The organism is Helicobacter canis (assembly GCF_900451095.1).
In the GTDB taxonomy this organism is placed as follows: domain Bacteria; phylum Campylobacterota; class Campylobacteria; order Campylobacterales; family Helicobacteraceae; genus Helicobacter_B; species Helicobacter_B zhangjianzhongii.
Genome location: NZ_UGHV01000001.1, coordinates 1,714,065 through 1,736,207, shown reverse-complemented (window position 1 = coordinate 1,736,207; position 22,143 = coordinate 1,714,065). Strand labels below are relative to the sequence as shown.

At 45.2% G+C, this 22,143-nt stretch carries 21 protein-coding genes; 19 read left to right on the top strand and 2 right to left on the bottom strand.

Going from position 1 to position 22,143, the window contains the following annotated elements; translation table 11 throughout:
• Positions 1-12 precede the first annotated feature (12 nt).
• The 17 genes from DX060_RS08165 to DX060_RS08090 all read left to right on the top strand — a co-directional run bounded on the left by DX060_RS08165 (position 13) and on the right by DX060_RS08090 (position 19,290).
• On the top strand, positions 13-1,062 hold the full coding sequence (locus DX060_RS08165; RefSeq protein ID WP_115011990.1) for a D-alanine--D-alanine ligase: 1,050 nt from the start codon (positions 13-15) through the stop codon (positions 1,060-1,062).
• Positions 1,062-2,534 (top strand): alpha/beta fold hydrolase, encoded by a 1,473-nt coding sequence (locus DX060_RS12410; RefSeq protein ID WP_115011989.1) that lies wholly within the window; start codon positions 1,062-1,064, stop codon positions 2,532-2,534. The genes DX060_RS08165 and DX060_RS12410 overlap by 1 nt, the downstream gene beginning before the upstream one ends.
• Positions 2,535-2,546: 12 nt before the next feature.
• The gene (locus DX060_RS08155; RefSeq protein WP_115011988.1) at positions 2,547-4,019 is read left to right on the top strand and encodes a Mur ligase family protein; all 1,473 of its coding nucleotides are present in this window, start codon (positions 2,547-2,549) and stop codon (positions 4,017-4,019) included.
• Positions 4,020-4,038: 19 nt separating this feature from the next.
• Complete coding sequence (locus tag DX060_RS08150; protein WP_115011987.1) at positions 4,039-4,524, top strand: HIT family protein; 486 nt, start codon at positions 4,039-4,041, stop codon at positions 4,522-4,524.
• Positions 4,525-4,534: 10 nt separating this feature from the next.
• Entirely contained in the window at positions 4,535-5,395 is an 861-nt protein-coding gene (locus DX060_RS08145) for an ankyrin repeat domain-containing protein (protein WP_115011986.1), read from the top strand.
• Positions 5,396-5,404: 9 nt separating this feature from the next.
• Positions 5,405-6,487: an aminofutalosine synthase MqnE gene (mqnE, locus tag DX060_RS08140; protein ID WP_115011985.1), complete on the top strand. Its 1,083-nt coding sequence runs from the start codon at positions 5,405-5,407 to the stop codon at positions 6,485-6,487.
• Positions 6,488-7,573: a flagellar biosynthesis protein FlhB gene (gene flhB / locus DX060_RS08135; protein WP_115011984.1), complete on the top strand. Its 1,086-nt coding sequence runs from the start codon at positions 6,488-6,490 to the stop codon at positions 7,571-7,573.
• 132 nt (positions 7,574-7,705) lie between these two features.
• Positions 7,706-8,695, top strand: coding sequence for a phenylalanine--tRNA ligase subunit alpha (gene pheS / locus DX060_RS08130; RefSeq protein ID WP_220176705.1), 990 nt, complete (start codon positions 7,706-7,708; stop codon positions 8,693-8,695).
• Positions 8,695-11,034, top strand: a complete 2,340-nt coding sequence (gene pheT / locus DX060_RS08125) for a phenylalanine--tRNA ligase subunit beta (protein WP_115011982.1) — start codon at positions 8,695-8,697, stop codon at positions 11,032-11,034. The genes pheS and pheT overlap by 1 nt, the downstream gene beginning before the upstream one ends.
• Before the next feature lie 3 nt (positions 11,035-11,037).
• Positions 11,038-12,606 carry a 3-phosphoshikimate 1-carboxyvinyltransferase gene (gene aroA / locus DX060_RS08120; RefSeq protein WP_258552260.1) on the top strand — a complete coding sequence of 523 codons (1,569 nt, stop codon included), beginning with the start codon at positions 11,038-11,040 and terminating at the stop codon, positions 12,604-12,606.
• A gap of 19 nt (positions 12,607-12,625) precedes the next feature.
• Positions 12,626-13,453 (top strand): 4-hydroxy-3-methylbut-2-enyl diphosphate reductase, encoded by an 828-nt coding sequence (locus DX060_RS08110; RefSeq protein ID WP_115011981.1) that lies wholly within the window; start codon positions 12,626-12,628, stop codon positions 13,451-13,453.
• Between the two features lie 19 nt (positions 13,454-13,472).
• Complete coding sequence (locus DX060_RS08105; protein WP_147278805.1) at positions 13,473-13,919, top strand: MarR family winged helix-turn-helix transcriptional regulator; 447 nt, start codon at positions 13,473-13,475, stop codon at positions 13,917-13,919.
• A complete protein-coding gene (locus DX060_RS08100; protein ID WP_115011979.1) occupies positions 13,916-14,944 on the top strand; it encodes an efflux RND transporter periplasmic adaptor subunit in 1,029 nt (342 codons plus the stop codon). Before DX060_RS08105 ends, DX060_RS08100 begins: the two co-directional genes overlap by 4 nt.
• A gap of 9 nt (positions 14,945-14,953) precedes the next feature.
• Positions 14,954-18,118, top strand: coding sequence for an efflux RND transporter permease subunit (locus DX060_RS08095; protein WP_115011978.1), 3,165 nt, complete (start codon positions 14,954-14,956; stop codon positions 18,116-18,118).
• 29 nt (positions 18,119-18,147) lie between these two features.
• A complete protein-coding gene (locus tag DX060_RS12105; RefSeq protein WP_258552259.1) occupies positions 18,148-18,279 on the top strand; it encodes a hypothetical protein in 132 nt (43 codons plus the stop codon).
• Positions 18,280-18,551: 272 nt separating this feature from the next.
• Positions 18,552-18,734: a hypothetical protein gene (locus DX060_RS10890; protein WP_147278804.1), complete on the top strand. Its 183-nt coding sequence runs from the start codon at positions 18,552-18,554 to the stop codon at positions 18,732-18,734.
• A gap of 244 nt (positions 18,735-18,978) precedes the next feature.
• Positions 18,979-19,290 (top strand): TRL-like family protein, encoded by a 312-nt coding sequence (locus tag DX060_RS08090; protein WP_115011977.1) that lies wholly within the window; start codon positions 18,979-18,981, stop codon positions 19,288-19,290.
• Positions 19,291-19,533: 243 nt separating this feature from the next.
• Here the strand turns inward: DX060_RS08090 and DX060_RS12100 are convergent, their stop codons facing one another.
• Both DX060_RS12100 and DX060_RS12095 read right to left on the bottom strand, forming a co-directional pair.
• Positions 19,534-20,037, bottom strand: a complete 504-nt coding sequence (locus tag DX060_RS12100; protein WP_258552258.1) for a DUF268 domain-containing protein — start codon at positions 20,035-20,037, stop codon at positions 19,534-19,536.
• Positions 20,006-20,467, bottom strand: coding sequence for a hypothetical protein (locus DX060_RS12095; protein ID WP_258552257.1), 462 nt, complete (start codon positions 20,465-20,467; stop codon positions 20,006-20,008). The genes DX060_RS12100 and DX060_RS12095 overlap by 32 nt, the downstream gene beginning before the upstream one ends.
• Positions 20,468-20,582: 115 nt before the next feature.
• Between DX060_RS12095 and aroQ the strand changes: the two genes are divergently transcribed.
• Together aroQ and DX060_RS08075 are read left to right on the top strand one after the other, a co-directional pair.
• On the top strand, positions 20,583-21,071 hold the full coding sequence (gene aroQ / locus DX060_RS08080) for a type II 3-dehydroquinate dehydratase (protein ID WP_115011976.1): 489 nt from the start codon (positions 20,583-20,585) through the stop codon (positions 21,069-21,071).
• On the top strand, positions 21,071-22,135 hold the full coding sequence (locus DX060_RS08075; RefSeq protein ID WP_115011975.1) for a M24 family metallopeptidase: 1,065 nt from the start codon (positions 21,071-21,073) through the stop codon (positions 22,133-22,135). Before aroQ ends, DX060_RS08075 begins: the two co-directional genes overlap by 1 nt.
• Positions 22,136-22,143 lie beyond the last annotated feature (8 nt).

Genomic DNA, 22,143 nt, shown 5'->3' with positions numbered 1-22,143 from the left:
AAGGAGCAGACATTGAGCAAGATTAGTGTGTTGTTTGGCGGAGCGAGCTTTGAGCACGAGATTAGCATTGTGAGTGCCATTAGCTTGAAGAAGGTCTTAGGTGAGCGCATTGGCTACTTTTTTTTCCTAGATGGTGGGCATACTCTCTACCTGATCCCTGCGGATAAAATGCAGGCAAAGACCTTTGCCACGGGAGAGTATAAGCAGTGCAAGCAGCTAGAGTGGATTCTAGGGGGCGTGGGCTATCGCGGACTTTTTGGGAGTAAAAGGCTTAGTGATGTGGGGGTGGTGCTAAGTCTTATCCACGGGGGCGATGGTGAAGATGGCATCATCTCAAGTGTGCTGGCATTTTATAAGATCCCTTTCATCGCGCCTAGGGTGGCTGCTTGCGCCCTTAGCTTTAATAAGATTTTGACCAAAAATTATGCCGCGCATATCGGGGTAAAAACACTGCCCTATGAGCATTATCGCTATGGTGATGAAGTGTGTCCTAGCTTTGTGTATCCGTTTATTATAAAGCCCGCTACGCTTGGTAGCTCCATAGGTGTGAGTGTAGTAGAGAAGCAAGATGATATGGAATACGCCCTAGACTGCGCCTTTGGCTATGATAGGGAGATACTTATTGAGCCATTTTATAAGGGCGTTAGGGAGTATAATCTAGCCGGCTACAAAAATGCCCAAGGGGAGATAGTCTTCTCTATGGTAGAAGAGCCTAAGAAAACAGAGCTTTTAAGCTTTGATGATAAGTATTTAGACTTTTCGCGCACCACACAAGCCACACAAGCTACAATCTCTCAAGAGCTAGAATCCGCCTTGCAAGATGCCTTTAGGCGCATTTATGGCGATCTCTTTGAAGGCGCGCTGATACGATGTGATTTTTTTGTCATTGATGATGAGATTTATCTCAATGAAATTAACCCAATCCCCGGCAGCCTAGCGCATTATCTCTTTGAGAATTTTGGGCAGCATATCACAGCACTAGCCCAAGCCCTGCCAAAATCCAAGCCCATTAACATCACTTATAATTATGTGCAGAAAATCCGCGCAGCAAAAGGCAAGTAGTGGCAAGCCGCAGGATCACATATCTAGGACAATCGCTTGAGATAGCCTATATCAAGCACAAGCCCAATGCCGCAAGCACATCAAATATCGTGTTTCTGCACGGCTGGGGGAGTCATAAGGAGCTTATGCTCCAAGCTTTTGGGGGGAGCTTTGCGGACTATACGCACTACTATATTGATTTGCCCGGATTTGGTGCTAGCTCGTATGGCGAGCTAGAATCCACTTTTGACACTTCTGCTGTGCGGGGACAAATGGATTCTAGCTTATCGCGCAAAGCTGAATCGCCCAAAGTGCAAAAAGTGGATTCTAGTATGCCAGATACACAAGCCGTGCGGATTTTAGACACAAACGACTATGCACACATCGTGCTAGCCTTTTTGCGTGCGCTTAGGGTTAGGGCGGATATTATCGTGGGGCATAGTTTTGGGGGGAAGGTGGCGGTGCTATGTGCTGCTATTGAAAAAGTGGATTCTAGGAATGAAGCAATGGATTGCCACGCCACTGCTACGCAGTGTCTCGCAATGACAGAAAAAAATGCCGTTAGTGAAAAAGTGGATTCTAGGGGTAATGCCGAAAATGTAGAAAAAACGCAAAATGAAAAAGTAGAAGTCGTGTTTGATAAAACGCCGCAGAACACAGGGGCTAAAAATGTGTTTAATAAACAAGCCACAAGCGGCAGGATTTTTGATGAAAAAGTGGGGTTGTGCAGTGGCGAGCAAGGAGATAAGACTTGGGTGTCTATCGACGCGGCGAGCCACAAACTCCCCGCTTTTTCGCAAAAAGCCAACGCCAAAACAAATAACGAGGATTCTAGTATAGGCGATATTATCCTCCTTAGCTCCGCTGGCATCATCTACCCAAAGCCCCTCAAAGTCCGTGTCAAAATCGCTTGTGCTAAAATCGCCAAGGCTTTGCATTTGCGCCTACCATTTTTACGAGCCAATGACGCTAAGACGCTAAATCCCACGATGTATGAGATATTTAAGCGCGTGGTTGATGAAGATTTCTCCCCTATATTTGCGGCGTGTCGGCATAATGTCAGTATTTTTTGGGGCAGAGATGATAAGGCTACGCCGCTAGAATCTGGGCAGCAGATACACGCGCTTATCCCTAGCAGTAGGCTTTTTGCCTTAGAGGGGGATCACTACTTTTTCATCAATCAAACAGCAAGGATAGAATCTATGTATCACACAAAAGCGTGGCATATAAGGGTGTTTGGCAAGGTGCAGGGCGTGGGGTATAGGAAGTTTGCTAAGGCAAAGGCTGATGAGCTAGGCTTGCAAGGCAGTGCGCAAAATCTCCTTGATGGGAGCGTGGAGATTTTTGCCTGCGGTGATGAGAGTGTGGCGGCGCGATTTTTGCAGGCTTTGTGGGTGGGACCAAGCAGGGCGCAGGTGCAAGAAGTGCAAAGCCAGCCTTGTGCGCTTAAGCAAGAGTGGCTTGATCGCAGTGCATTTGAGATTTTGACATAACTAGGAGAGGCGATGATTCATATTTTAGAGCTATTTTCTCGATTATTTTTCTTGCTTGGGATTTCTTACTACACTATCACGCTTTTGCAGTGGTATAACTACAATCCCATTCGCGTGATCACCAAGCACCATAAGTGGCGATGGCATTTGTGGTATTTCGTGCTGCCTATTGTGGTGTTTTTCACACTTTTTGCGCTTGGGTTTGGTGTGGTATTTTATGCGTATCTTTACCTTGTGTATTTGCCTATGCTGATTATCTGGGCATTTAGGCTTGATAAACGAGTCGTTTTCACGCATAGGGTGTGGCGGTTTTTTGGGATTATTGGGATTTTTGCGATTATCAATGAAGTGATATTTATCGGCTTTAGCGCGACTTCGTTGTATTATTTATGGCTTATGCCTTTTGTCGTTGGGGTATGTATTTGCGAGATTTATGAAGCGATTTTACTGCGCAATTTCATCACTCTAGCCAAAGATAAGCTAGCAATGATGCACAATCTAAAAATCATTATGATCACCGCAAGCTTTGGCAAAACAAGTATCAAAAACTTCTTAGCCCAGATTCTAGAAGGGCAGTATAATCTCCACTTCACGCCTAGAAGTGTGAATACTTTTAAAGGAATTGTTGCAGACATCAACAATGACCTAGCCTTTGGCACAGATGTGTATATCGCTGAAGCAGGGGCTAGAATGCAAGGAGATATTAAAGAGATCGCCACGCTCTTACACCCGCAAATTGGCATTATTGGTGAAATTGGCAATGCCCATATTGAGTATTTCAAATCCCTAGAATCCATCGCAAAAACAAAATTTGAGCTGCTAGAGTCTAACCGCTTGCAAAAGGTCTTTGTCTATGAGAAAAATACACCGCCTGAAGGCATAGATCCTAGCAAGCTAGCACTTATGCAAACTTATCCCCTGCCTTTGCGTAATGTCAAGACAACGCTAGAATCCACCTTTTTTGAAATGAAGCTAGATGATGAGTGGGTGGCGTTTGAGACTTATATCCTTGGGCGATTTAATGTCGATAATATCGCTGTGGCAGTGATGGTGGCGCATTATTTGGGTATGAAAATTTCTGCGATACAAAAGCTTGTCAAAAAGCTCTCCCCAATCCCCCACCGCTTCAATCTCTCTATCTCTAATGGCAAAACAATCATTGATGATGGCTTCAATGGCAATATCAATGGTATGCTAGAGGGTGTGCGATTATGCAGTCTCTATCAAGGCAGGAAAGTTATCGTTACACCCGGGCTTATTGAGAGCGATGTAGAGTCCAATCAAAAGCTCGCCCACGCTATTGATGAAGTCTTTGATCTAGCGATTATCACAGGCGAGCGCAATAGTGATGTGATAGCCAAAGCACTGCAGCGCACACAACGCGTCATTTTAAAGAACAAAACTCAGCTAGAAAATGTCCTAAAGGGTATGGTAAATAACGGCGATTTGGTGTATTTCGCCAATGATGCGCCAAGCTATATTTGATTTCACTAAAGGAGTGTTTATGCAGCATATTTACGCGCCGTGGAGAAGTGAGTATTTTGAGAGTGATGAAGCAGGCTGTCCATTTTGTGCGATTGCCCTAAACGCCCAAGATGATGAGAAAAACTTCGTTTTCTACCGCGATGAAGTGTGCTATGGCGTGATGAATCGCTACCCCTACACGCCCGGGCATTTTCTGCTGATCCCTTATGCGCATATCGACTCGCCTACTGCCCTAAGCACGCAGGAGTTTTTACACTTAAGCGAGCTTGCGCATAAAAGTATCGCGCTATTAGAAGACTTTGGCGCACAAGGGATCAATATGGGTATGAATATCAAGCAAATCGCCGGAGCTGGGATACCAGAGCATTTGCATTGGCATTTTGTGCCGCGCTTTAGTGCGGATACAAACTTTTTCACCACCATTAGCGAGTGTCGCACTTATGGCGTGGATTTTAAGGTCGTGTATCAGCGGATTAAAGAGCTAGCAGGTAAGCATTTAGCATAAGGAGTGTGTGATGAGAGATTGTAGGAGCAAGCTTACTAGAATCCTATTTTTGCTCTGTGTGGTTTTTGTGGGCTTTGGGCAGGCAAATCGCTATGATTACTTGCTTTTTGCAAATACCTATGCAGAAGTGAGAAAGGGCATAGACCTAGGTGCAGATGTCGATGCTAGGCTTCGTGGCAGCACGCCACTCTATGATGCTTCTAGGAAGAATAATATGGAGATCCTCTACTTGCTTTTGCGCCGAGGTGCAGATGTCAATGCCATCTCTCACGGCGAGACCGCACTGCATAAAGTCGTGCAGTTCAATAATCTCAAATTTGCCCAAGCCTTACTAAAGCACCGCGCAAATCCCAATATCCAAGATACTATCCGCGGTAACACCGCTTTGCACTATGCCACTGCTTCGCGCAATAGTGCTATGATCGCATTGCTTATGAACTATGGTGCAAATATGGATATAGAAAATAACAAAGGCGAGATCCCAGCGCAATATATCCTAGCTAATGTCAATGTCCCAGCAATGAGTATGGAAAATAAGCATATCCGCCTAGTAAGCTCGGCATTTCGCGTAGGATCAGGGAGCGTGAATCTCACCATAACCAATCTCACAGATGAGTTTGTAACCATCACTTATGGGGCATTATATATGGATGGCAATCTTGTCTCTGATCAAAGCTTTAGTAAAAAAATCCCCCCAAGATCAAGCGTGGCAGTAGGTGCGCTACCTATCACAAGCGCAGCGTATGAGAGCGTATCGATCAAAAAGGGCGGCGTGGCAAGTATCAAATATGGCTTTGCCATAGAGTATGATGTGGCTGGGGCTGATGATAGCCTGTATAAAAGCACCAAAACTGAAGTGCAAATCTGGTAAAGGGTATATATGGATATATTAGATCAAGTATTACAAGGAAGAGAGTTTAGCGCAAATGAGCTAGCCAAGCTGTATGAGTATGATATTTTCACCCTAGGACAAGCAGCAAATGCTTTGCGAGAAGAAAAATATGGCAAAAAGGTGTTTTTCAATATGAATCGCCATATCAACCCCACCAATATTTGTGCAGATGTGTGTAAATTTTGCGCATTTTCAGCAAGCAGGAAGAATCCAAACCCCTATGAAATGACCATTGATGAAATCATCGCTCAAACAATCGCTTCGCACAAAAATGGTGCCAAGGAGGTGCATATTGTCTCTGCTCATAGTCCAAATTATAGCTATGAGTGGTATATGAGCTGCTTTGCCGAGGTAAAACGCGCAGTGCCACAAATCCACCTAAAGGCGATGACCGCTGCGGAGGTGGATTATCTTGATAGGAAGTTTGGGGTAGGGTATCAAAAAGTGCTAGAAGATATGGCAAAAGCGGGAGTGGATTCTATGCCAGGTGGTGGGGCAGAGATCTTTGATGAGAAAGTGCGTAAGCATATTTGCTCCGGTAAGGTTAGCTCTAAGCGGTGGCTTGAGATCCACACGCATTGGCATTCCATTGGCAAAATGAGCAACGCTACTATGCTTTTTGGGCATATAGAAAGCCGCGAGCATAGGCTTGATCACATACTGCGTTTAGCAAATGCGCAGTGTGATAGGCAGATTGTAGAATCCAAAAACGGCGGATTTAATGCCTTTATCCCATTGCTTTATCAGCGAGATAATAACTATCTCAACGCCCCAACCCCACCCAGCGGGCAAGAGATCATCAAGACCATAGCGATCGCTCGAATCGTGCTAGCAAATATTCCGCATATTAAGGCGTATTGGGCGACTTTGGGCATAAATATTGCACTGCTAGCCCAAGAATTTGGCGCAGATGATATGGATGGGACGATTGAGCTTGAGAGCATACAATCTGCCGCTGGGGCAAAATCTAAAAAGGGTATGAGTGAAGAGATACTTATCCACGCCATAAAAGATGCAGGATTTATCCCTGTGGAGCGCGATAGTCTCTATAATGAGCTACGAGTATGCTAGATGGCAGATGAGCAAGAAAAGACCGAAGCCCCTTCCTCGCATAAGTTAGAAAAAGCTAGGCAGGAGGGCAATGTCGCCAAAAGCCCAGAAGTTAGCGGGGTTGTGGTGATGTTTGTGGGGCTTGCGGTGCTGTTTGTGCTGTTTCCATTCTGGCTAGAAAAGATCCGCGCCCTTTATGTCTATGCCCTTGCATTCCCCAAAGAAGACCTAACTAAAGGCGATGTTACAGAGATCCTTTGGACATTGGTCGGCACGGCTGGGATTATGCTTTTGCCCATTTTTTTGGTGCTTTTGATAGCAAGTGTGCTGGGCAATGTGATGCAGTTTGGATTCTTGCTGACACTAAAGGCGATCAAGCCAAAATTTAGCAAGATTAATCCCATTAGCGGCTTTAAAAATGTCTTTTCTATCAAGAAGCTCATTGATGGAGGAATGATTACTTTAAAGGTTATCGTGGCATTGGTGGTTGGGGGGATTATTTTGGCGTTATTTTTGCACGATATTGCTGGGGTGGCGCATTTTGAGCTAATCAAGCAAGTGCTGTGGTGGCGCGATAAAAGCTTGATTTTAATAGGGGCTATGCTAGGGGTGTTTGCGCTTATGGCGTTGATTGATTATGTGCTAAAGCGTAGGCAATACATCAAAACACTGCGAATGAGCAAGCAAGAAGTCAAAGATGAATTTATCCAGCACGAGGGGAATCCAGAGATAAAAGCACGCATACGGCAAATTATGCGTAAAAATGCGATGAATCGTATGATGAGCGCGGTCCCAGAGGCGAAAGTTGTCGTTACAAACCCTACGCACTATGCTGTGGCAATCGCCTTTGATCTTAAGAGTGATCCTGCGCCAAAGGTCGTGGCAAAGGGCATTGATCATCTTGCTATCCGTATTAAAGATATTGCTAGACAAAATGACATAGAAATCATTGAAAACCCAAAGCTAGCGCGTAGTTTATATAAAGATGCCGAGCTAGATAAAGAAATCCCGCGCGCGTTTTTTGAGGCGATTGTGCAGGTGCTGCTTGAAGTAGATCGCCTGCGCTATCTCAAGGGCAAGGAGCCGTATTGGGGGCATAGATCATAGAGAACCTTAAGAAAAATACGCTAGAATGCGAGCTTTACTTTAGGAGATAGAATGCAAAAAACTTCCACAAAAGATTCTGCACATACCACCACTTTGTCGCATAACAATTCGCTAGAGAGTCTCACACAAACAATGGCAGAGCTTGAAGCAATGATTGATTATGCTAAAGATAGTGCGGCATTAGAGCAGGTGCGTATCAAGGCTGTTGGCAAAAAGGGCATTTTGACAGAGTATTTCAGCACGCTAAAATCCCTGCCAGAAGAAGAGAAGAAGGCATTTGCCAAGTCTTTAAACGCGTTGCGCAAGAGTTTTGAGGAGCATTTTTCTACCAAGCAAAAAGAGCTAGAAGCACAAGAGCTAGAATCCACTTTAAGCGCGCAAAGAGTAGATGTAAGCTTGTTTAATCTACGCAGTAAGCGAAGCATAGGACACCCGATCAATTATACAAAAGACAAAATTATCGAGTATTTCACGCGTATGGGCTATGAGCTGTGCGAGGGTCCGCTTGTAGAAGATGATTTTCATAACTTTACCGCGCTCAATCTCCCAGAATACCACCCTGCAAGGGATATGCACGATACTTTCTATTTCCACGATAATAAGCTTTTGCGCACGCACACTTCCCCTGTGCAAATCCGCACAATGCTTGCCCAAAAGCCACCTATTAAGATGATCTGCCCCGGAGAGACATTCCGCAGGGATTATGATCTCACACATTCGCCTATGTTTCATCAAGTAGAGGGGCTTGTGGTCGATAGGGCAGGGGCGGTGAATTTCGCGCATTTGAAGTATATTTTAGAGAGCTTTTTGCGCTATATGTTTGGCGATGTGAAGGTGCGATTTCGCTCATCATTTTTCCCTTTCACAGAGCCTAGTGCTGAAGTGGATATTTCTTGTGTGTTTTGTCAGGGCAATGGCTGTCGCGTGTGCTCACACACTGGCTGGCTTGAGGTGCTAGGGTGCGGAATGGTCGATGATAATGTGTTTAGAGCAGTGGGCTATGAAGATGTCAGCGGCTATGCCTTTGGTATGGGGGTAGAGCGGCTTTGTATGCTAAGTCTTGGCATTGGGGATTTGCGTAGCTTTTTTGAGACAGATTTGCGATTGTTGGAGCAGTTTTGATGATAGTTTCTAGTTATTATTTGTCGTATTTTGTAGATATAGAGCAGCTTAGTATAAGCCAGATTTGCCAGACGCTAAATGATATTGGCATAGAGGTTGAGGGCTGCCATAGACTGCAGATCCCTAAAAATGTCGTTGTAGGCAAAGTCGTAGAGAAGACCCCCCACCCCAATGCCAATAAGCTCAATATCTGTCAAGTTGATATTGGAGAAAAAACGCTGCAAATCGTGTGCGGTGCGAAAAATGTCGCTAAAGATCAGTTTGTAGCCCTAGCACTAGAGGGCGCGAAACTCCCATCAAAAAACGACAATGAAGCGTTTTTTGCCATTAAGCAAAGCACGCTAAGAGGTGTGCAAAGCTGTGGAATGATCTGCTCTGCCACAGAGCTTGGGCTAAGTGTGGTTAATGAAGGGATTATGGTGCTGGATTCTAGTATGGGTGAGCTTGTCTTGGGTAAGGAGCTAAGTGATTATAGCTTTTTCAATCAATATCTCATCGAAGTATCATTGACGCCAAATAGAGGGGATTGTTTATGTGTGCTAGGGATCGCTAGGGAGCTAGCGTGCGTGCATAATCTTATGCTTAAAACGCCAAAAGAGAGAGAATACGGCATAGCTCTTGGGATAGGGCGCGCGATCAATCTCTCCGCAGAATGCCATCTAAAATCAAAGCTTTTGTATAAAGTCGTGCAAATTGATAGCGTGGAAAATGCCCTGCAAGAGCAGATTATGCTCTCGTATAATGGGCTTTTGAGTGATAATGCACTAGAGAATCACAAGCGATTTGCTATGTATATGAGTGGTGTGATTTTTGATATTTATCCTATCCCAGAGCATACGCAGACCCCGACCGCCCTAAAAGTGCGCCAAGATGAACAGGGCTTTGAATGTGTCTTTGATACACAGGGCAATAAACTTTGTGTCATTGGGGTGAAAAACTACGCTCCCACACTAGAATCCTACCCATCTCTTGCCATTATCCAAGCAAGCTTTGTCCCACCTGAAGTGCTTGCAAAGGTATTGTTCCAGCATCATATAGAGCAAGATCCTATCACCACTTATCGCTCTGTGCGTGGGAGCAATACAGAGCTGCTAATGGGGATTAGCCTTTTGTGTGAGCTGCTTAATACCTATACGCAGTGTTCTATCTACTCTGGTTTTCAAGAGCTGGATATGGCTGAAGAGAGTGAGCGGTGCTTAATCACTATGGATTTTCACGCGATTTCTCAAGCAATTGGCAAAGATGTGCAAAAAGAAGAGATCGCACGCGTGCTAAAACAGCTTGATTTTCATATTGAAGCAAGCGGTGATGGGGCGTTTTTGCATATCACGCCTCCACCATATCGCCACGATATTGCAAGTGTGCAGGATATTACAGAAGAGTTTTTGCGGATTTATGGGATCAAAAATATCCCATCACTTCCTTACAAAAGTGAGCAAAAGCTCAATGTTACTGACACGCTACTTGCGTATCAGCACAAGCGCGACATCGCCAAACGCGCGATTACGCTTGGATTTTATGAGACTATCCACTATGTGTTTTATCAGCGTTCTAAGTTGCTTGAGTGGGGTTATCAAGTGCTAGAATCCACTCTTGATTTGCAAAACCCAATCACAAGCGAGCTAGACACGCTACGCACGAGCCTTATCCCAGCTCTCTTTGAATCCGCGAGCCGCAATCACAACTTAGGCTTTAAAAGCATTAGGCTGTTTGAAATTGGCAGTGTGTATGATGCCAAACGACAAGAGCGCAAGGAGCTAGGCATTATTGTAAGTGGGCTAAAGACAAAAGAAGCCTACCCCTATCCTAAAGGGGAAAAATGGGATTTTTATAGCTTTGCTAAAGAAGTTAGCGCGATTGTAGGGGATTTCACATTGGTGAAAACGCCCACTCCGCCCAAAAATGCCCACCCGCACATTTGCGCAGATATTATGCAAAATGGCAAGGCTGTGGGGATTATCGCCAAGCTTCACCCAAGCTTTGAGAAAACCTTAGAGCTAGAAGATGCCTTTTATGCGCAAATCCACACCTTGCAAGCTAGCACTAGAGCGCACCCCAAGCCCTATCCAAAGCTGCACGCAAATATCCGTGATATTACAATTATCATCGATAAATGCACGCCATTCCACGCGATACAAGAAGCCATTGAAGCGTTGGAGGTAGAAGATTTGGAGGCAATTTATCCGCTTGATGTCTATGAGGATACGCAGTTTGCACTTACGATCCGCTTGGTATTTAGAGCGCAGGAAAAAAGCCTTACAGAAGAAGAGCTTGCAAGTAGAATCCAGCTAGTGCTAGCGCACTTAGAGCAGCAATTTGGTGCGAAGCTAAAGGGATAGGCTATGATCACAATCGCTCCGGTGAAGCAGGGCTTGCATAAAGAGATAGATTCTATCGCTCCAGATAAGTCAATCTCTCATCGCTGTGCGATGTTTGCTCTGCTAGCTGACTCTCCAAGCATTGTGCGTAATTACTTACTCGCCCAAGATACGCTCCACACCCTTGAGATCGCTAAAAAGCTCGGGCTAAAGGTAACGGAGCTAGGAGAGAAAGGGGACTTTATCTTCACACCACCTAGCAAGATTACAGAGCCAGACTCTGTGCTTGATTGTGGGAATGCAGGGACAGCTATGCGGCTTTATACAGGGCTTTTAAGTGCGCAAAATGGCTACTTTGTCCTAAGTGGGGATAAGTATCTACACGCTCGCCCGATGAATCGCGTAATAAAGCCGCTGCAAAGCATAGGTGCGCAGATTTATAGTAGAAATGGCGGCTATGCGCCTCTTAGTGTGGTAGGCAGAGAGCTGCTAGGCTTTAACTTTACTAGCGAGATAGCCAGCGCACAGGTAAAATCCGCACTCATTCTTGCCGCGCTTTTTGCCAAGGATTCTAGTGTGTATAGTGAGAGAGAGCACACAAGAGATCATACTGAGCGGATGCTTTGTGGTATGGGCGCAGAGATTACAAGAGATAGCACGCAGGCATTAAGCACGATACATATTACACCCCTAGTGCGCAAGCTAAAGCCGCTTGATATAGTGATCCCCGCTGATCCTTCAAGTGCGTTTTTTTTCGCGCTAGCTGCGGCGATCACGCCAGATTCTAGTGTGCTTTTAAAAAATGTCCTATTAAACCCCACGCGCATAGAAGCCTTTAAAGTGCTAGAATCTATGGGCGCGATTGTTGAGTATCACCACACAGAGTGTGCCTATGAAGAAGTGGGCGATATTTATGTGCAAAGCGCGCCGCTAAGGGCTATTGCTATTAGTGAAAATATCTCGTGGCTTATTGATGAGCTACCAGCTCTTGCCATAGCATTTTGCTTTGCTAGTGGGCGTAGTGAGGTGAGCAATGCCAAGGAGCTTCGCGTAAAAGAGTGCGATAGAATCCACGCGGTAATAAGCAATCTCAAAGCCCTAGGGATCACTTGTGAAGAAAAAGATGATGGCTTCATCATAGAGGGTTTAGGCGATACCCTTTTGGAAAAAACCGCACAAAAATCGCCCAAAGTGGATTCTAGCAATATGCCAATTTTTGCTACCGCAAAAAATGTGGATCGCCACGCCACTGCTCACGCAGTGTCTCGCAATGACAGAGAAAATAGCCTTTGTGAAAAAGTGGATTCTAGGGACAATGCCGAAAATTTAAACACACCGCAGAACGAAAAAATAAAAAGCGTGTTTGATAGCCAACTCGCAGGCGGCAGGATTTTCGATGAAAAAGCTGAAATTCTAAAAGTGGATTCTAGTGTAGTCTTGCGTAGCTTTGGAGATCACCGCATCGCTATGAGCTTTGCGATTATGGGGCTGCGACTAGGGGCGGTGATTGATGATGAAGAGTGCATAAGCGTGTCGTTTCCTAATTTTTTAGAAATTTTGCGCGAGATGACAGAAGTGCGCTTGCTTGACTAACTAGAATTAAGGAGATAGCGTGGAAGTGAAACTTGCTAGAAAGCTGGGATTTTGCTTTGGGGTGCGCAGAGCCATAAAAATCGCTGAAAAGAACAAAAACAGCTCCACGCTAGGACCACTTATCCATAATTACCAAGAAATCAACCGCCTAAAAAACGACTTCAATGTGGGGCTTAAAGAAACTTATGATGATATACAAGATGGCTCTACACTCATTATCCGCACACACGGCATACCCAAACAAGTGCTAGAGTCAATCGCCACAAAGCCTGTGCGTATAGTTGATGCGACTTGCCCTTTTGTAACAAAGCCGCAGCAAATCGTGGAGAAAATGAGCGAAGAGGGCTATGAGGTGGTGATTTTTGGTGATGAAGATCACCCAGAGATCAAGGGCGTGAAAAGCTATGCGAAAAATGGTGCGCTTGTGGTAGCAAGCCTAGAGGAGCTGCAGCAGCATAGCTTTAAGCGCAAAAAAGTCGCGCTCATTTCTCAAACAACCAAACAGATAGAAAAATTTAGCCAAATTGCCTGCTATCTTATAGAAAACTGCGCAGAAGTGCGCGTGTTTAATACGATCTGCAATGCGACTTTTGACAATCAACGCGCGTGTAAGGAGCTTAGCAAGGAGGTGGATATTATGATTATAGTAGGTGGTAAAACTTCTTCCAACACCAAGCAGCTCTTAAACATTGCGCTTGAGCATTGCAAGGATAGCTATCTTGTGGAAGATACAAGCGAGATAGATTCTAGCTGGTTTGTAGGGAAGCAAATATGTGGGATCACTGCTGGGGCTTCTACACCGGATTGGATTGTGCAAGAAGTAGTCGCTTATATCCAAAAGATCTAGCATAGCAGTGGAGAAAGGTATGGCACTTTGTAATAAAAAAGACTTACAGCAAAAGAGTGTAGGGGCGTTTTTCGGGCATACGGCACGCTTGCTTGAGACTTATATGATAAGCCTTCTGCGTCCTTTTGGTATCGGGCTAGAGCAGCTCTGGGTGCTACATATCCTGCATTCAATGGACAAGAAGGTGCGTGTAAGTGATCTTGCACAAGCCTTGCTAAAGGATATTACAACAACATCACGCCTACTCTCCACCCTTGAGAAGAAGGGCTTTATTAGCAAGTATAGAGATCCAAAGGATAAGCGTGTAGCGTATGTGCATATCACGCAAGCAGGGCTACAAAAGCTAGAAGAAGCTTCAGTGCTAAAAGACAAAATGGATATGCTCTTTGATACGGCATTAAGCGAGCAAGACCAAGTCCTTTTGCGTAGTTTGCTTGAAAAAATTGAGAAAGTAGCATTACAATGAAAAAAGTCAGCGTTTTGTTTTGTGCGGCTTTTTTGCAATTAGGAGTGGCAAAGAGCGTCCCTGTGGAGAGTGCTGAGATTAAGTATGGTGTCTTAAGCAAGGTAGAGAGCTTTGTGGGTAGTGTGCGCTTTAAGGAGACTAGCTCTGTGGCTACTTCTGCGCAAGGTATGGTAGAGGGGGTGTATTTCTCTATCGGTGATAATGTCAAAAAGGGGCAGAAGCTTATCGCGCTAGATTCTGCCCTGCTTTTAGAAGATATTAAAATCAAACAAGCAAAGATCGCCGATGCGCGCTACACACTAGAGCGGCAGAAAAATGAGCTAGAACGCTACAAAAATCTCTTGCAGTCCCAATCAATTTCTATCCAGCAGTATGAAAATCTAGAATATGAAGTCAAATCCCAAGAAGCTAGGATAGAAGCCTTGCTAGGTGAGCTTGCTATCTCCAAAGTCCAAAAAGATCAAAAGATCATCTACGCGCCTTTTGATGGCATTGTCGTGGAGCGGCGCGTGCATAAGGGCGAGTGGGTGCAAGCAGGGGCGGTGATATGCCAGATCCTAAACTCGCGTGATACAGAGGTGATCATTGATGTGCCAAGCTCTGTGGTGCGGACGCTAAAAGCAAAGCAAAAGGTCAAGCTCCATATCGGTGGCAAAGAATATCAAGGCTTTATTTCAGCACTTATCCCCCGTGCTGATACGCTCTCTAGGACATTTCCTGTGTATATTGCTGTGCGTAATGATGGAAGCTTTTTAGATGGTATGGCGGCGCGCGTGTTGCTTGATGTTAGCGGTGGTCAAAAGGGCTTTATTATCCCGCGCGGCAGTGTTGTCTATAAGGATAATAAGCCCTATGTCTTTGCTATCCGTGCGCAAAAAGCAGAGCAAATCCCAGTAGAGATTCTAGGCACACAGGATTTTCAAATGCTTGTGCGTGCCAAGCTTACAGAAGCAGATTCTCTCGTGCTGCGCGGGCAGGAAAATCTACAAAATGGCACGCAAGTGCATATCATCGAGCTTAAATAAAGCACGCAAATGAATATTGTCGCATTTTTCCTAACGCGTCCGGTTTTTGCCAGCGTGGTGGCGATATTTATCACACTTTTTGGCTGTATCGCATTTGTGAAGATCCCCTACCAGCTTCTGCCCCAGACCACGCGCCCTACGATTGGTATCTATACCTACTATGCAGGTGCCTCGCCCTATGAGATAGAAAAGGAGATTATCCAAAAGCAAGAAGCCAAGCTAAAGAATCTCAAAAATCTCCAAACTTTCACTGCCACTATGCGCGATGGCATAGGGATTGTCAATTTAGAATTTGGGCTTGAGAGTGATTTGCGCAGTGCGTTTGTAGAAGTGAGTGCCAAGCTTGAGGAGATCACAGGCTATCCAGAAGGTGTGCAAAAGCCCATTGTCAAAACCACAGGGGAGACAATCCCTGTGAGCGTGTATTTGTTTGTCTCGCTTAAAGAGACTATTTTTTCCATAGATCAAGATGGGGGCGTTGATAGCGCGATTGATACATATAAAGGCATTATAGAAAGCGAAGTGCTACCCCACTATGAGCGCATTGCTGGTGTAGGAGAGGTGATACTCGCAGGTGGGGTGCAGCCGCAAGTCCAAATCGTGCTAAACACCGCCCAGCTCGCCTTTAATAACATCACTATCCAAGACATCATCAATGCCATAAACAAGCAAAATCACAATATCTCTGCTGGGAGCATTGACTTTGATCAGCATAATTATCGCGTGCAAACCATTGGTGAGTATCGCTCGCTTGATGAAGTGCTAAATACCATTATCCGCGTGCAAAATGGCAAAATCACACGGCTAAAAGACATCGCCAGCGTGCAGCAAGGCTACTCGAGCAAAACAAGCTACAACCGCCACAATCACGAGCAAGTCCTATCAATCCAAATCCGCCCCACCGCAGATGCCAATATCCTTGAAATGACAGAATCCATTAAAGCTCTAACCCAAAAGCTCAATGACCAAGTCCTGCCAAGAGAGCTAGAAATCACTTGGGGGCGTGATCAAAGTGGCTTTATCCTAAATGCCATTAGCCAAGTTAAGCAAAGTGTGCTGCTAGGTATGGTGCTAGCAATCGCAGTGCTGCTGCTATTTTTGCGCAATGGGATTTCACTCATCATTTTAAGCCTTGTGATCCCTTTAAGCATTATTGGGACATTTATCGTGCTGCATATTTTTGGCAGGACGCTAAATATCATCTCCCTTGCTGGCATATCTTTTGCTATTTCTATGGTGATAGATTCTGCCATTGTCGTGCTAGAATCCATTATCCGCAATCGCGCTAAAACGCCCACCTCCCCCGTAGAATCCACTCTTATAGGGGTGAGAGAAGTCATAGGCGCGCTTTTTGCCTCAAGCATTACGACAATCGCCATTTTTGTGCCAATTTTCTATCTCAAAGATGAAGCTGGACAGCTTTTTGCAGATATTGGGATTGCTGCTAGCAGTGCGATTGTGCTGGCATTTGTGATTTGTGTGATTATCGTGCCGGCGTTTTTGCTGCTTTTTTTACGCCGCTCCAAGCCCCAGAATCCACTTAGCCAAAGACTTGGCGCATTTGGGCTAAGGTGTGGGGATTATATAATGCGCCTTGTGCATAAATGCGTCCAAAGTAGCAGGGCTAGATTCTACACCATAGCTGGGTTTTTGGGCTTTTGCCTTCTATTTAGCTACTTCACTTTTCCTAAAACAGACTATCTCCCGCGCGGAGAGCAGAATTTCATCATCGCATATATATCAACAGCACCCGGTCTCTCCTACAATGAAAAGCGTTATATCGTGGATCAAATCAGCCAACAAATCGAGCCTTTTGTTTGCAGATATGAGCGCGATGCTCTTGGGCAGGAGCTTAGAGACACTTGTATAAAATCCCAAGACGCTAGCGAGCAAGAAGAAGTCCCAATGATTAAAAATTTCTATATCGGGGCTGGGAGTTCGATTTCCTTCTATCTCATTGCCCAAGATCCTAAGCAAAGCGGCAAGCTTATTAAGTTTGCCAAACAGGCGATTGAGCAAGTCCCGGGTGTTAGCGGAGTGGTGCTGCGCCAGCAAATCTTTAGCGGGGCTTCAAGCTCGAGTATTGACATCAATGTCAGCGGGGATAATTTAGAGCAAATATTTGCCGCTTCAGCACACATCAAATCGCAGCTTAAGGAGCACTTCAGCGATGTCAATGTCCGCGTGGTGCCGGGCATTGGCACGAATAATCGCGAGATAAACCTCTATCCTAATGATTTTGCTCTGCTAGAAAATAAGCTTGATGTAGCAAGTTTTGGCAATATTGTAAGCGTGCTTCTAGGCGGCAAGTCGCTTGGCAGTGTGAAAATCGATGATGGCTATGTCGATCTTATGCTGCAATCCCAAGAAAATAGAGAGAAAAAAAATTCCCCAGAAGATATTTTATACGCGCCAATTTATGCGCCAAATGGCAAGGTTGTTATGCTAGGGGCGTTAAGCGAGGTAGAAAGCACGCTAGGAGTCTCTACGATCCGCCACTTTGAGCAAAAGCGCAATGTCTTGCTTATCCTAAATCCAAGTGGCAACACGCCCTTAGAGGAGTTTATCACAACAATCCGTAAAGAAGTCATCGCGCCCATAGCCCAATCCTACCCAGATTTACATATCACGCTAAATGGCAATGCCGATAAACTTAGCACGCTTAAAAATGAGCTTTTGGGCGGATTTTTGCTAGCGGTGGCGATCACTTATTTGATTTTATGCGCTTTGTATGGGAGCTTTTTTTATCCATTGCTCATTATTGCCTCTGTGCCTTTGGCGGTGAGTGGGGGGCTTATGGGGCTGTTTTTTACCAATCATTTCATCGCCCCGCAAAATCTTGATGTTATGACTATGCTAGGCTTTATTATCCTTGTGGGAAGTGTGGTAAATAATGCGATTTTGATCATCTATCAAGCACGGATAAATTTCTACACCTATAAAATGCCTTGGACGCAAAGCGTGCTGGATTCTACCAAAACGCGCCTTTCACCTATTTATATGAGTATGCTTACAAGCGTGCTGGCATTGCTGCCTTTGGTGGTCTTTGCAGGAGAGGGGAGCGAGATTTATCGAGGGCTTGGCGCGGTGCTTATTGGCGGGCTATTTTTCTCTACGATTGTGAGTGTGTTTATTATCCCGGCGATGTTGTTAAGTATCAAGCCTAGGTCCTAGAATCCACTTTTCAAAGGGACGATGCAGCTTTGGGTATCCATAGCGGCGATTTTAAGGATTTTGGGACAACCGCAGACCCCAAGTCTAGCTCTGCCCCAAAATCCTTAAAAAGCACCACTAGCAACACCGCAAATCTTAGAATCGTTTTACTACAAAACTAACTTCAATCCTAGAATCCCAAAGCGGTGATGAAACAAGCTTAGACCCCCTAGAATCCACTTTTTGCGTTTAGGCGATTCAGTCTTGGGCGAGCGATGCGGTTGATTACACGATTTTTAGGGCAGTCATTACCGATTTAGGTAACTCCTACCCTAAAAATCGTGTAAAACAGCCACAGCCCCGCCGCAAAACAAGCGACAGCGGTGCAAGGCGCAGCCGCAGCAGGTTTCTTTAGAATTCTTAGAATCGTGTTGAAGTAAAACAGCTTGAAAAAGTGGATTCTAAGAGCAACGCCTTTTTATCGTCATTGCGAGTCGATGAAATCGGCGTGGCAATCCATATTCTGCACCAGCAGATAATCATACTAGAATCCACTTTTTGCGATTATAGTGTTTTTATTGCTTATGGATTGCCGCGTTCGTTTCACTCGCTCGCAATGACAAAGGGCGTGGAGTAGATCACTAAAGAAGCCGCGCTTTACTACGCCTTGCCTTACGGCAAAGCTCGCAATGACAGCCCTTATCGTCATCGCGAGCTTTGCGCTAGCAAAGTGTGGCGATCCATAACACAAAAGTGGATTCTAGCCCACACTTGTAGCACAAACTTCTCCTAGAATCCACTTGCGTTTTTTTTTTTTTTTTGATAGAATCCCAGCTTGCCTTTTGTTTTACAAAAGGGTATAAAAATTTTAGGAGTGTTGTATGAAAGGAATTTTTGTAGGTTTGAGTATGGCGGCGGCTTTGGCGTTGTTTTCAGGGTGTGCTTCTACTGCTCCTGTTGGCGCACTTTATACTGATGCATCTTTGCCCATAACGGCGACTTCTGCTAGTGGGGCTTCTAAGGAAGGTCAAGCGACTTGCACGAGTATTTTAAGCCTTGTAGCCACAGGGGATTGCTCAGTAGAAGCAGCGGCGAAAAATGGGCATATCCAATCCATTAAAAGCGTAGATTCTAAAGTCTTTAGCGTGCTTGGGATTTATAGCACTTATACAACCATTGTCCGCGGCAACTAGCTAGCACAAGTGTAGAATCCTGTGCTAGATATATCAGCACAAGCCTAGAATCCACTTTTCAAAGGGGCGATGCAGCTTTGGGTATCCATAGCGGCGATTTTAAGGATTTTAGGGGAACCGCAGACCTCTAGTCTAGCTCCCCCCTAAAATCCTTAAAAAGCCCCACTAGCAACACCGCAAATCTTAGAATCGTTCTACTCTAAAACTAACTTCAATCCTAGAATCCCAGAGCGGTGATAAAAATCAAGCCCAAAACCTAGAATCCATTGCAGCAGTTGTAGAATCCACTTTTTTATCCCCTACTTTTTCAAACTCAAATAGCCCTGTAACACCCCAATTTTTCATATCTGGGATAGATCCTAGCCCATCTTCATCGATATGCAGCTTGCCATCTTTATACTCCATACACAGCCTTGTATCAAGCCCTACGATATAGCTCATCTCTAGGATTTGGCAGTGCTTTAGTGTGTCAATAATCGTTTGTGGGCGATAGACTCTATGGGCATTGAAGCAGACTTTATCGCGCTGCCCAACAGGGACAGATATATACATTTTGCCACCGATTTTTAGCACGCGCTCAAAGGACAGCAGAGCCTTTTCCCAGCCCATAGGGTCGATTGGATCGCCATATCGCCCAAGCCCAAAATGCTCGATACTACATAGCGCGGAGATGGATTCTAGGCTAGAGTCGGCTATTTGCTCAAGATTTGTGGCATCAGCTTGCAGATATTGTAGCCCCCCCCCCATTGAGATTTAGAAAGCTTGTGTTTAGGCTAGGCAAGGGGCGGATGTCGATTAGAGTGGTGGGCTGATTAGCTCCTAAGAGGTGGGCGATAAAGCCTGCGACTGATGAGCCTACATCATAGTGGCGTGCAGGCTTTGTAGCTGTAACCTTGCGTGCGCCCCAAATATCTTGGATAAAATAATCGCTATTAGATTCTATGCCTGCGCCGTTGTTGGCGTATTTATCAGCGCGACAGATGTAGTCAAACTCTCTGCTTATAGCAAATCGCGTATCAGTATTTTGCGCGATGTAGCTGGCGCGGTCATTTTCTAGCTCGGCTTTGGTCATTTTCTTGCGTGAGATGAAGCCATAGCCTTTGTAGAGAATCATCGCTAAAGAGCTGGATTCTGGCTTTGGGAGAATGGATTTTATGAGAGATTTTAGTGATTGCATTGTGATCCTTTGTAGTGGGGTAGTGTGGGGTGGATTATAGCATAGGATAGTGTTTGTATATTTGTGTGTATCTGCTACAATGCGCGCTTGCAATGCGAAATAGAAAGGATAAATGATGAAGATTCTAGTCATACAAGGACCAAACCTAAACCTACTAGGGCATAGAGACCCTAGGATCTATGGACCACTTACTTTAGAGCAAATCCACGACAATATGCGCACATTTGCCAAGCAAAGCAACATTTCTTTAGAGTTTTTCCAAAGTAATTTTGAGGGCGAGATGATCGATAAGCTGCAAGAGTGTGTCGGCGGAGAATATGATGGCGTGCTTATCAACCCTGCTGCTTACTCGCACACTTCTATCGCGCTTGCTGATGCGATTATGGCGTGTGGTGTGCCTGTGGTAGAAGTGCATATTAGCAATATCTTTGCGCGTGAAGACTTCCGGCAAAAGAGCTATACCGGCGCGGTGTGTGCGGGTGTCATCACGGGCTTTGGCGCGTATGGCTACCACATCGGGCTTATCTCACTTATACAAATCATCAGCGAAGTCCAAGCCTTTAAAGCTCAAAATCCCCAAGCCGCCAACGCGCAAGCTAAATAATGTCTTCAAGCAAGCATTTTACACCCCTAGCGCGTCCGCACGCGTTTTTCACCGCTGATGAGAGTGCGCAGTATTTTGAGTGTGGATATAGCTGTGATCACGCGATTTTACTTGTGCTAGATTCTAGGAAGATCTTTTTCACAGACTCTCGCTACACCACTGAAGCTAAAGAGTATCTAGCACGCGGCACGACACTGGTAGAGAGTGCTAATCTGCTAGAATCTATGATTGCTACTTTGAAAAAAGAGCGCGTAAGCACACTATCTTTTGATCCGTTGCAAGTGTGTGTGCAGGAGTATCAAACTCTGCTTGCAAAGCTCCCAAAATGCCGCCTAGAGCCACTGCCAAACTTCCACCAGCAGCTTAGAATCATCAAGACCGATGAGCAAGTCGCCCTAATCGCCAAATCCCAAAAGCTTAATAAAAAGGCATATAAACACTTTGCCACAATGATAGAAAGGCTTGATAATCCCACGGAGCTGTATCTCCACGCCCTAGCGCGCCAAGCTTTGGAGCAAGATGGTAGCTATACTCTAAGCTTTAATCCAATCCTTAGCATTAACGCCAATGCCGCCAAGCCCCACGCTCTGCCCTGCCAAGATCGCCTAAGCGATGGGGATTTGCTGCTTTTTGATGCGGGGATTAAGTATAAACGCTACTGCTCGGATCGCACAAGGACTGCTTGCTTCACACAAGGTAGAATCCACTTTAGTAAAAAGCAAAAATTTCGCGATACAAAGCTGCAAAAAATCTATGACACCGTGCGCAAAGCCCAAGAGAGTGCCATCACCAATCTACGCGCGGGAATGAGTGGTAAGCACATTGACGCCCTAGCGCGAGAAGTGATTGATAAGGCTGGGTTTGGGAAGTATTTTTCCCATAGCACAGGACACGGCATAGGGCTTGATATACACGAGCTGCCTAGGATTTCTGCAAAAAGCTCGATGATTATTGAAGATGGTATGGTGTTTTCTATTGAGCCGGGCATTTACTTGCCAAATCTTTATGGCGTTAGGATAGAAGATCTAGTGGTCGTGCGTAATGGGCGTGCAGAGGTATTGTAGCGCCGCCC

Excerpts from the sequence above, each read along its gene's own strand:
- DX060_RS08155 (WP_115011988.1), top strand. The coding sequence starts at position 2,547 with ATGATTCATATTTTAGAGCTATTTTCTCGATTATTTTTCTTGCTTGGG.
- DX060_RS08150 (WP_115011987.1), top strand. The coding sequence starts at position 4,039 with ATGCAGCATATTTACGCGCCGTGGAGAAGTGAGTATTTTGAGAGTGAT.
- DX060_RS08145 (WP_115011986.1), top strand. The coding sequence starts at position 4,535 with ATGAGAGATTGTAGGAGCAAGCTTACTAGAATCCTATTTTTGCTCTGT.
- mqnE (WP_115011985.1), top strand. The coding sequence starts at position 5,405 with ATGGATATATTAGATCAAGTATTACAAGGAAGAGAGTTTAGCGCAAAT.
- flhB (WP_115011984.1), top strand. The coding sequence starts at position 6,488 with ATGGCAGATGAGCAAGAAAAGACCGAAGCCCCTTCCTCGCATAAGTTA.
- pheS (WP_220176705.1), top strand. The coding sequence starts at position 7,706 with ATGGCAGAGCTTGAAGCAATGATTGATTATGCTAAAGATAGTGCGGCA.
- pheT (WP_115011982.1), top strand. The coding sequence starts at position 8,695 with ATGATAGTTTCTAGTTATTATTTGTCGTATTTTGTAGATATAGAGCAG.
- aroA (WP_258552260.1), top strand. The coding sequence starts at position 11,038 with ATGATCACAATCGCTCCGGTGAAGCAGGGCTTGCATAAAGAGATAGAT.
- DX060_RS08105 (WP_147278805.1), top strand. The coding sequence starts at position 13,473 with ATGGCACTTTGTAATAAAAAAGACTTACAGCAAAAGAGTGTAGGGGCG.
- DX060_RS08100 (WP_115011979.1), top strand. The coding sequence starts at position 13,916 with ATGAAAAAAGTCAGCGTTTTGTTTTGTGCGGCTTTTTTGCAATTAGGA.
- DX060_RS08095 (WP_115011978.1), top strand. The coding sequence starts at position 14,954 with ATGAATATTGTCGCATTTTTCCTAACGCGTCCGGTTTTTGCCAGCGTG.
- DX060_RS08090 (WP_115011977.1), top strand. The coding sequence starts at position 18,979 with ATGAAAGGAATTTTTGTAGGTTTGAGTATGGCGGCGGCTTTGGCGTTG.
- DX060_RS12100 (WP_258552258.1), bottom strand. The coding sequence starts at position 20,037 with ATGGGGGGGGGGCTACAATATCTGCAAGCTGATGCCACAAATCTTGAG.
- DX060_RS12095 (WP_258552257.1), bottom strand. The coding sequence starts at position 20,467 with ATGCAATCACTAAAATCTCTCATAAAATCCATTCTCCCAAAGCCAGAA.
- aroQ (WP_115011976.1), top strand. The coding sequence starts at position 20,583 with ATGAAGATTCTAGTCATACAAGGACCAAACCTAAACCTACTAGGGCAT.
- DX060_RS08075 (WP_115011975.1), top strand. The coding sequence starts at position 21,071 with ATGTCTTCAAGCAAGCATTTTACACCCCTAGCGCGTCCGCACGCGTTT.